Annotated in this window: 9 protein-coding genes; 4 read left to right on the top strand and 5 right to left on the bottom strand. The window is 69.1% G+C overall.

Going from position 1 to position 9,256, the window contains the following annotated elements; all coding sequences use genetic code 11:
• Positions 1-324: 324 nt before the first annotated feature.
• Positions 325-951, bottom strand: coding sequence for a response regulator transcription factor (locus C5E05_RS17465; protein ID WP_104342654.1), 627 nt, complete (start codon positions 949-951; stop codon positions 325-327).
• Positions 952-1,058: 107 nt separating this feature from the next.
• A complete protein-coding gene (locus tag C5E05_RS17460) occupies positions 1,059-2,531 on the bottom strand; it encodes a sensor histidine kinase (RefSeq protein ID WP_104342648.1) in 1,473 nt (490 codons plus the stop codon).
• A gap of 213 nt (positions 2,532-2,744) precedes the next feature.
• Between C5E05_RS17460 and C5E05_RS17455 the strand changes: the two genes are divergently transcribed.
• Positions 2,745-3,116: a nuclear transport factor 2 family protein gene (locus tag C5E05_RS17455; protein ID WP_104299986.1), complete on the top strand. Its 372-nt coding sequence runs from the start codon at positions 2,745-2,747 to the stop codon at positions 3,114-3,116.
• A 3-nt stretch (positions 3,117-3,119) separates the two neighbouring features.
• On the opposite strand, the gene C5E05_RS17450 is transcribed toward C5E05_RS17455, so the two are convergent.
• Both C5E05_RS17450 and C5E05_RS17445 read right to left on the bottom strand, forming a co-directional pair.
• Positions 3,120-3,854: a VIT1/CCC1 transporter family protein gene (locus C5E05_RS17450; protein WP_104342647.1), complete on the bottom strand. Its 735-nt coding sequence runs from the start codon at positions 3,852-3,854 to the stop codon at positions 3,120-3,122.
• Between the two features lie 85 nt (positions 3,855-3,939).
• Complete coding sequence (locus C5E05_RS17445; protein ID WP_104305591.1) at positions 3,940-4,836, bottom strand: MurR/RpiR family transcriptional regulator; 897 nt, start codon at positions 4,834-4,836, stop codon at positions 3,940-3,942.
• Between the two features lie 171 nt (positions 4,837-5,007).
• Between C5E05_RS17445 and C5E05_RS17440 the strand changes: the two genes are divergently transcribed.
• From C5E05_RS17440 to C5E05_RS17430, 3 genes are read left to right on the top strand one after another with little or no spacing between them, the layout of a single operon-like run.
• Positions 5,008-6,408 carry an MFS transporter gene (locus C5E05_RS17440; protein WP_104244687.1) on the top strand — a complete coding sequence of 467 codons (1,401 nt, stop codon included), beginning with the start codon at positions 5,008-5,010 and terminating at the stop codon, positions 6,406-6,408.
• A complete protein-coding gene (locus C5E05_RS17435; RefSeq protein ID WP_104299980.1) occupies positions 6,405-6,914 on the top strand; it encodes a hypothetical protein in 510 nt (169 codons plus the stop codon). The genes C5E05_RS17440 and C5E05_RS17435 overlap by 4 nt, the downstream gene beginning before the upstream one ends.
• Entirely contained in the window at positions 6,911-8,119 is a 1,209-nt protein-coding gene (locus tag C5E05_RS17430) for an amidohydrolase family protein (RefSeq protein WP_104299977.1), read from the top strand. Before C5E05_RS17435 ends, C5E05_RS17430 begins: the two co-directional genes overlap by 4 nt.
• Positions 8,120-8,266: 147 nt before the next feature.
• On the opposite strand, the gene pdxY is transcribed toward C5E05_RS17430, so the two are convergent.
• Positions 8,267-9,118 (bottom strand): pyridoxal kinase PdxY, encoded by an 852-nt coding sequence (gene pdxY / locus C5E05_RS17425; protein WP_104244693.1) that lies wholly within the window; start codon positions 9,116-9,118, stop codon positions 8,267-8,269.
• Positions 9,119-9,256 lie beyond the last annotated feature (138 nt).

The raw sequence follows: 9,256 nt of genomic DNA, 5'->3' as shown, positions 1-9,256 counted from the left end.
GTGGGATGCGGGACTCGCGGCGGCTGGGTGGGCCGGGGGTTGGCGCGGTCACCGCTGGACTCGGCGCGGTGAGCGTGGGATGCGGCGCGGTTGTCGCAGTGAGGCGCAAGCGTTGCGACGAGAAATAGTGGGTGCCCGCGCTCCGTCGCACGCGGACGGATGCTCGAGGAGTTGTGGCGGAGTGCTGTTCGAGAGCTCTCGGGCAGCACTCCGCCACAATCTTGCCGGACGGCTGCAGAGACGGGGGGGGGAGGAGGAGGCGGATGAGTGGGGCGGTGACGCGGAGCCGCGCCAGGCGACCCGGCGGCGTGAGCCGCGCGCGGGCTACCCGGTGACGAGGCGGTGCTCGTAGGCGAACACGACGATCTGGGCGCGGCTCGACAGCTCGAGCTTCGCGAGCACGTTGCGGACGTGCGTCTTCACGGTCGCCTCGCTCACGAACGCGGCGGCCGCGATCTCGCTGTTGCGCAGCCCCTTCGCGGCGAGGAGGAAGATCTCCCGCTCTCGAGGGGACAGTGCGGCGATCGCGACGTCGGGGCGTGGGGCGATCGCGGTCGGTTCCGGGGCCGGAGACGCCCCGCGAGCGATGCGCCCCACCGGCATCGCCGGGGCATCGCCCGCGTGCACGGCGCGGATCGTGTCCAGCAGCATCTCGGGCGTCGCATCCTTCGTGACGTACGCGCTCGCGCCGTTGTGCATGGCTTGCAGCACCGCCTCGTCCTGCCTGAACGTGGTCAGCATGACGACGCGCGGGCGCGGGCCCGTCTCGTCGGCGTACGGGGCCGCCTCCAGGATGCGCCTGGTCGCGGCGATTCCGTTGAGGCCGGGCATGCGGATGTCCATGAGCACCACGTCGGGGCGTTCTCCGACGACGAGCTCCACGGCTTCGCCGCCGTCGCTCGCCGTGCCGACCAGCTCGAGGTCGGGCTGAGATTCCACGAGCATCCGCATGCCGTAGACGAACAGCTCCTGGTCATCCACGAGGGCGATGCGGATGCGCGGGTCTGAGTCTGATCGAGCGGCGCGGATGTCCACGGGCTGGGTGGCGGTGTCGTCGCTCACTGCGCGTCCTCCTTGCGGCTGGCGGCGAGGTGGGCGTCCTCGGTCGCAGCGACCCGCGGCACGATGTCCTGCGTCGGGATGAAGGCCGTCACCACGAAGACCTGGCGCTCTTTCGCCTCGCCGTCGCTCGGCTCGGCCCCCGCGGTCAGCCAGCCGCCCGCGAGGCGCGCACGCTCGCGCATTCCCGTCAGCCCGAGGCCGCTGCGCTGCGGCGGATCCTCTGCGGAACCCGAACTGCTGGCCCCGGTGCTGACGATGTTGAGGGAGAGCCCGGCGCCGCGCCAGTCGAGGGAGACCGTTGCCGACGCTTCGGAGCCCGCGTGCTTCATCGCATTCGTGAGGCTCTCCTGCACGATCCGGAACACGCTCAGCTCCTGCACCTGGGAGAGCCGCTTGCGTTCGCCGAGGTGTCGCAGCTCGACCTCGAGCCCGGCGTCGCAGGCCTGATCGATGAGGGCGCCCAGCTCATCGAGCTTCGGCTGCGGGGCTGAGCCCGCCCCGCCGATGTCCTCGAGGAGGCCCTGCAGTTCGAGGAGCGTGCTCCGAGCGTTGTCGGCGATCTTCTGCAGGTCGTCGGCGGGTTCGCCGCGCGACTCGCGAAGCAGCCTCGAGCCGTCCGCCATCGAGATCGTCACGGTCAGCGAGTGCGCGAGCACGTCATGCACTTCGCGAGCGATGTTAGAGCGCTCTTGCAGGACTAGCACTTCGGCGGAAGACGCGGAGAGCTCGCCGGCGAGGGCTACGCGCATCGCCTGATCGCGTCGCCGCTTGACCGCGTACTGAATGGCCACGCCGAGAACCCAGGCTGCGACCGCCAAGAGCGCGAAGAGGAAGGCCAGCTGGGCGGCCGTCTGCAGCATGAGCTCGGACTCAGGCGGGCCGTAGGATTCCACGATCGCGACCGGCTCACTCTCGGCGCCCTCGAAGAACGTGGTGGAGGTCAGTACCGAGCCATCGTCCTGGGCGACGGAACTCTGTTGTTGGCTCGCGATCACGTCAGAGACGGACGGGAACTCGGCCCCAGGCACGGCGAATCGGCTTCCCGGCATCGGTCCCGCCCACTGCAGCCAGCCTCCGACATAGACGAACAGGAACGCGATCCCGATGCCGTGCAGAACGCCGGCTCCCAGTGCGATCGAGCGGGTATGACCAACGGCGTTGAGCGCGATGAAGAACACCACGATCGGCATCCCGAAGTGGATGGGCCAGCCCGTGGAGTCCGCCATCGGGATCGCCCACGACAGCTGCAGGACCGGGACCAGCAGCCCCATGCCCAGGGCGACCCGCGGGAAGCGTCGCGAGATGCCGATGGCAACGCCGTAGATGACCGGTGCCGCGTAGAACGGCAGGTGGCTGTTCCACCGCCCAACCTCCGCGAAACACCACAGTGCGACGAAGAGCGCACCCACTGCGGGCTCGAGAAGCCAGCGCAGTCGGGCGGTGGAGAGGCGATCAAGGATTCGGAGCATGCTCACCAAGCTAGGGGCGATTCCGGTTGGGGAGGAGGACGTGGGCGCCTGCGGTGTCCCGTTTCATCCGAAGGGGTGAGCGGGCGCGGTGCTCGCGGCGCTGATGCCGCGCATCCGCACCCGTGATGTGCGCTTCGGGCCGTCGGCCGCCAAGCTGGAATCGCCAGCGTCGGCACCGGCGCGCCCCGCGAACCGAAGGTCGTGACCCCACCGATGACTGACAACCGCGCCGCATTCGAGCACTTCGTCGAGCTGTTCTATACGCGCAAGCGCGTGGCTGACGCCTTCGACTCCCTGGTCTCCTCCGACTACCGCCAGCACAACCCGAACATCGCCGACGGGCCCGCGGCTGCCGTCGAGGCGCTCACGCCGAAGTTCGACGGGTCACCGGATGCGACCTTCAGCGTCGAGCGCATCATCGTCGACGGCGACCTGGCCATGGTGCACGTGCGTGCCTCCCGCCCCGGCGCCCCGGACGCGGCGGTCGCGGACATCTACCGCTTCGAGGGTGGCCGCATCGTCGAGCACTGGGACGTGCTCCAGCAGGTGCCGGCCACGAGCATCCACGACCACCCCATGTTCTGAGGCTCAGACCATGCCGGAGGTGCCGAGCAGCGAGCCGATCAGGAACGTCGCGCCGAGCGCGAGCGCGCCTCCGGCGACGACGCGGATCGTCGGTCGCAAGAGTGGGCTCTGCCCGATGCGAGCGCTGAAGTAGCCGGTCGCTGCTAGGGCGAGCAGTACGACGGCGAAGGTCCCTGGCACTCGGATGCTCTCGGGCAGGAGCAGGATCGACAGCAGTGGCAGCAGTGCGCCGGTCGTGAAGGCGAGTGCGGATGCGGCAGCCGCGGCGAGCGGGCTCGCGACGGCTTCCTCACTCAGTCCGAGCTCGGTCTCGAGATGGGCGGCGAGCGCGTCTCGTGCCGTGAGCTCGATGGCCACCTGCTGCGCGGTCTCCGGAGTCAGCCCCTTCTGCTCGTAGAGGCCCGCGAGCTCGGCGAGCTCCTCCTCGGGCTCCTCCTCGAGCTCGCGACGCTCCTTCGCGATGAGCGCGTGCTGGCTGTCGCTCTGGCTGCTGACGGACACGTACTCGCCGAGCGCCATCGAGATCGCGCCGCCCACGAGTCCCGCGGCCCCCGCCGTGAGGATCGCGGGCGTCGCGGTGGTGGCCCCGGCCACGCCGACGACGAGCGCCGCGACCGACACGATGCCGTCATTCGCGCCGAGGACTCCGGCGCGTAGCCAGTTCAGGCGGCCGTGGATGGACGCGTCGTGCGGTTCGTTCGCGTGGGCGCCGGGGGCAGGCGCGGCGGGTGCGGTCATGGGCGTCATCCAAGCACGCAGGATGCCGTGTCTGAGCGGTTCGACGGTGGCGTTCTGGTGAGTGCGACCTTCGAAGACCTCGTGCCTACTCGGCTGCGCGCGGGTCGATGAGGATGTCGAGCTCGTTCCACAGCCGCTCGGCGGCGTCGATGCGCACCTTGGTGGCCTCTGGGTCGAGCTGCGCGAGCGTTGCGACGAGGCCCTGCTGCACCGCCATGGGAACGGTGAGTGACGGGAAGAACGATGTTCCCTCTGCGGGGATCTTGATGAGGTCGTCAACGGCGCCCTCGAGCTGCGGGGGCAGGTAGTCGGTGAGCGCCACGACCGTCGCGCCCTGCCGGTGGGCGGCGTTCGCGGCCGCAACGATGGTGCGGTAGTGCCGCCAGTAGCTGCACACGATGAGCAGGTCCCCGGCCCCCATCTGGGCGACGCTGTTCGAGAGCGCGCTGTCGCGGTCGAGAAGCGCGTGCACGTGGTAGCCGGCGATCTGCAGGTTGTGGACGAGCGCCTGGCCAACCGCGGCGAAGCTGCCCATCGCCGTGACGTGCACGCGCTTCGCCGACTGCACGGCCGACGCGACGCGGGCGATCGCGACGTCGTCGATGTCGCGCATCGTGGCCGCGAGCAGTGCGGCGTCGTTGCGCAGCGCGTTCTGGAACGGAGTGTCCGTGAGGCCGTGGATCTCGGCGATGTCGACCATCGAGAGCTGTGCTAGGTAGCGGGTTCGCAGGGCCTGCTGCAGGTCCGGCCAGCCCTTGAAGCCGAGCTGCTGGGCGAGGCGCGTCGTCGTGGACGCGCTCACCCTCGCCGACGCCGAGATCTCGGAGGCCTGCGCGTAGCTGGCGGCGTTGATGTTCGTGACGAGGTAGTTCGCCAGCTTCTGGCTGGTGGGGCCGAGATTGCTGCCGGCGAGGACGCCCCGCAGCCACGCGTCGGGGGAGAGTCGGGTCTCGTCGTCGGTGGGCGGTTCGACGGCTGGCATGTGTTCATTTCAGCACGGATCCGCTGGGGGTCGCGTGCCGCGGTTCGGTTCCCCGGACAATCCTGCAAGAGATTTCGCGCGGGTTACATTTCTGCAATCTCTGTTGCATGATGGATGCGGCTGGATCATGCTTTCTCGAACACCGACGTTCCGATCCCTCAGGAGACCCCGTTGTCACTCACAGCACGGCTCGATCGCCTGCCGATCAGCAAACCCCACTACGCGCTCCTCCTCATCGGCGGGCTCGGCTACACCTTCGACGGCATGGACGGCGCGATCGTCGCCTTCCTCATGCCGAGCGTCCGCGACGTCTTCAGCCTCGAGGCCGCGCAGCTCGGCCTCGTCGGCTCCGCCGCCCCCTTCGGGTTCCTCTTCGGGGCCCTCCTCGCCGGCTACCTCGGCGACAAGATCGGCCGCAAGAAGGTCATGATGTGGTCGCTGGTGCTGTACGCGGTCGCATCCCTCGTCGCGGCCCTCTCCTGGAACTTCGAGATCTTCCTCTTCATGCGCATCCTCGCCGGAATGGGAGCCGGAGCCGAGAGCGCCATCATCGCGCCCTTCCTCTCCGAGTTCGTGCCCAAGCACCGACGCGGCTGGTTCGTGGGCACGCTCGCAGGGTTCTTCTCCTTCGGGTTCGTCGCCGCCGCACTCATCGGGCGCTTCGTCGTCCCCGCGTCGGAGGATGGCTGGCGCTGGGCGCAGGTCCTCACCTTCCTGCCCATCGTCATGCTGCTCTGGTGGCGACGCTCGCTCCCCGAGTCGCCGCGCTACCTCGCCAGCGTCGGCAGGCACGCGGAAGCGGAAGCGGTGGTCGCGAGCTTCGAAGACCGAGTGCGTGCATCCACCGGCAAGGACCTCCCGGCTGTCGACCCGAACGCGCCAGAAGAGGAAGCGCCCGTCAAGTTCGGCTTCATCAAGGCCGTCAAGTTCCTGTGGGGCCGCACCATGTGGCGCATCACGGCGACGACCTGGCTCATCTGGTTCGTCATCACGTTCTCCTACTACGGCTTCTTCACCTGGATCCCGACGCTCCTCGTCGACCGCGGCATCGACGTGACGACGAGCTTCACGTACTCGCTCTACATCTACCTCGCACAGATCCCCGGCTACTTCAGCGCCGCGTACCTCAACGAGAAGCTCGACAGGAAGTTCACGATCGCGCTTTACCTCATCGGCTCCGCCGGTGCGGCACTGTGGATGAGCCAGGCCAACGACCCGATCATGGTCACGGTCGCCGGCATCGTCCTCTCGTTCTTCCTCAACGGCACCTACGCCGGCGTCTACGCCTACACGCCGGAGGTCTTCCCGACCTGGCTGCGCGCGACCGGCGTCGGGATGAGCTCGTCGTTCGGCCGCATCGGCTCGATCACGGCCCCCATCATCATCGGCACCTTCGCCGCCCAGTGGGGCTTCGTCGGAGTGTTCGGCATGACCACGACCGTGCTCGTCATCGGCGTCGCCTGCACGCTCCTCTTCGCCGTCCGCACCGCCGGGCGCTCGCTCGAGGACATCACGGGAAGCGGCAAGGGCACGGACAAGCAGGCAATCGAGAAGAAGGAGAGCAACGCATGACCCCGAATGGAGAACGAGTGCGCAACGGAGAACTCGGACGGAACAGCGAGGTGGCACTGGAAGCGGTGGATTGGGCGAGCATCCACCACACGATCGAGCAGGAGGTGGGGGTCGTGCTGTTCACGGTCCTTCGCTTCACCGAGGGCGGGGCCGTCATGGAGCGCATCTACTCGTCGCACGCCGACGAGTACCCGGTCGGCGGCACGAAGCAGGTCGCGACGCAGGTGTCCCCAGACTGGGTCGCCGCCTGCCGCGACTCGGGGGAGCCGTTCCTCGGTGCCACCCCGGCAGACCTCGACCGCATCTTCGACGACGCGAGCACGATCAAGGCCCTCGGCTGCGGCTCCATCCTCAACGTGCCCATCCCGGGCCCGGACGGCACCCCGCTCGCCACCGTCAACATGTGCGCCCCGGAGGGCACCTACACGCCGACGGCGCAGGAACGCGCCGTGCAGATCATCGACACCGGCGTGGAGAGCGCCGAGCAGCAGGGAGCATCCGCATGACCTCGAACCTGATCATCCGCAACGCCACGTGGCTCGACGTCGACGCGGGGGAGTACCGCACGGGCGACCTCTCGATCCGCGACGGGCGCTTCGAACGGGTCGGCGGGCAGATCGCAGCGCAGGACGGCGTCGAGGAGCTCGACGCAGCCGGTCGATACCTCCTGCCCGGCCTCATCGACTGCCACGTGCACGTCACCGCCCACACGGCAGACCTGCCCTCGATGGGTGAGGAATCGCCGAACTACGTCGCGCTCCAGGCGGCGAAGCTCATGGGCGAGATGCTCGACCGCGGCTTCACGACCGTGCGCGACGTCGCCGGCGCCGACTTCGGCCTGCACGACGCGCAGGTCGACGGCCTCGTGCGAGGCCCACGGCTCTTCTTCGGCGGCAAGGCGCTCTCGCAGACCGGCGGGCACGGCGACCCGCGCTCGCGGGGCCGCGACAGCCATGACGGCGAGTACACGTGCTCCCACATCGGCAGGGTCGTGGATGGCATCTCCGCCGTCCGGCACGCCGCCCGAGACGAGATCCGCCGCGGCGCGCACCACATCAAGATCATGGCCGGTGGCGGAGTCGCCTCGCCCACCGACCGCGTCGACTCCACGCAGTTCTCCGTCGAGGAGATCGAGGCCGTCGTCGAGGAGGCGACCGCCGCCAACCGCTACGTGACCGCACACGCCTACACGGCGCGCGCCATCAACCGCGCCCTCCGGGCAGGCGTGCGCGGCATCGAGCACGGCAACCTCCTCGACGACGAGTCGATCGAGCTCTTCCTCGAGCACGACGCCTACCTCACCATGAACCTCGTCACCTACTGGGCGCTCATGGAGGAAGGTCGCGAGCACGGCCTGCCGCAGGACAACTGGGTGAAGGTCTCCGACGTGCTCGAAGGTGGCAAGGTCGCGCTCGAGAAGGCCCACAAGGGCGGCGTCAACCTCTGCTACGGCAGCGACCTGCTCGGCGGCATGCAGCGCCACCAGGCCCGCGAGTTCGAGGTGCGCGCCGAGTTCATGCCCGTCATCGACATCATCCGCAGCGCGACGACCACGGCCGCCCGCCTGCTCCAGCGCGAAGGTGAGCTCGGCGTGATCGCGCCGGGCGCACACGCCGACCTGATCGCCGCATCCACCGACCCGCTCGACGACGTGAGCGTGCTCGCTGAGTCGCGCCTCGACTGGGTCATGCAGGGCGGGACGCGCGTCTAGGACGGCGGGCGCCGGCCGGCCCGGCGGTTCGGGGCTCGAGAGTTGTGGCGGAGTGCTGTCCGGGCGTCGACCGGATGCACTTCGCCACAACTTCGGACGCGAAGGACAGCCCGGGCGCGCGCGGGTACCCGGACGCGCGTCAGCTGTCTAGCGAATCTCGCGCACCTCGAACTGCATGCGCGGGTTCGCGAACGCATCCTGAGCCGCGACGATCTGCAGCTCGCGCTCGCCGGAGTCGAGCGTGGTCTGCAGCAGATCGAAGACACTCGAGACGGTCGCGGAGAGTGCCTCGGCTGCCGAGCCCGACGTGCGGTAGTGCGCCGTGAAGAGGGCCGACGTGACATCGCCGGAGCCGTTCGCCTTGAACGGCAGGTACGGGGTCTGTACGATCCACGCCCCCGAATCGTCGACGGCCATCATCTCGATCGTGCCCTCAGGTCGGTCGGGTCGCTCGACGCTCGTGACGAGCACCGTGCGCGGCCCGAGGTCGCGGGCGCGCTGCACCGAGTCGAGGGTCTCCTCGATCGTCGCGGGTGTCGTGCGCGTGAGGAAACCCAGCTCGAACTGGTTGGGGGTGAGGATGTCGGCGACCGGCACGACCCGCTCACGGATCAGCTCCGGGATCGCGGGAGCGACGAAGCAGCCCGACTTCGCGTTGCCCATGACGGGGTCGCACGTGTAGCTCGCCGCCGGGTTGAGCTCCTTGGTGCGCTTGACCGCGTCGACGACGACATCCACGATCTCCTCGCCACCCAGGTAGCCAGACAGCACCGCGTCGACCTGGGCGAGCGCGCCGCGCTCCTCGATGCCGAGGATGACGTCGCGCACATCGGACGCAGGAAGGAGCGGACCGCGCCACGCGCCGTAGCCCGTGTGGTTCGAGAACACGACCGTCGAAACCGGCCACACTTCATGTCCGAGGCGCTGCAGCGGGAACACGGCGGCCGAGTTGCCCACGTGCCCGTAGGCGACCGACGACTGGATCGACAGGATCTTCATCCCCCGATCTTGCCACGCCGAGCGCTGCAGCGCGCTCGGGCGACGCCATGCGACGGGTTCGGCTGCTCGCCGCATCTCCCACGTGGGGCGGATGCATCTCCCGCCCACGGCCGAGGCCGGTGTCGGTGGCTGCCCATA

It is taken from the genome of Pseudoclavibacter sp. AY1H1 (genome assembly GCF_002931055.1).
Classification (GTDB): Bacteria; Actinomycetota; Actinomycetes; order Actinomycetales; family Microbacteriaceae; genus Pseudoclavibacter.
This window is presented reverse-complemented; position numbering and strand designations above follow the sequence as displayed.

Coding starts and splice junctions, on each gene's coding strand:
- C5E05_RS17465 (WP_104342654.1), bottom strand. CDS start 951: ATGCGGATGCTCGTGGAATCTCAGCCCGACCTCGAGCTGGTCGGCACG.
- C5E05_RS17445 (WP_104305591.1), bottom strand. CDS start 4,836: ATGCCAGCCGTCGAACCGCCCACCGACGACGAGACCCGACTCTCCCCC.
- pdxY (WP_104244693.1), bottom strand. CDS start 9,118: ATGAAGATCCTGTCGATCCAGTCGTCGGTCGCCTACGGGCACGTGGGC.
- C5E05_RS17430 (WP_104299977.1), top strand. CDS start 6,911: ATGACCTCGAACCTGATCATCCGCAACGCCACGTGGCTCGACGTCGAC.
- C5E05_RS17435 (WP_104299980.1), top strand. CDS start 6,405: ATGACCCCGAATGGAGAACGAGTGCGCAACGGAGAACTCGGACGGAAC.
- C5E05_RS17460 (WP_104342648.1), bottom strand. CDS start 2,531: ATGCTCCGAATCCTTGATCGCCTCTCCACCGCCCGACTGCGCTGGCTT.
- C5E05_RS17450 (WP_104342647.1), bottom strand. CDS start 3,854: ATGACCGCACCCGCCGCGCCTGCCCCCGGCGCCCACGCGAACGAACCG.
- C5E05_RS17455 (WP_104299986.1), top strand. CDS start 2,745: ATGACTGACAACCGCGCCGCATTCGAGCACTTCGTCGAGCTGTTCTAT.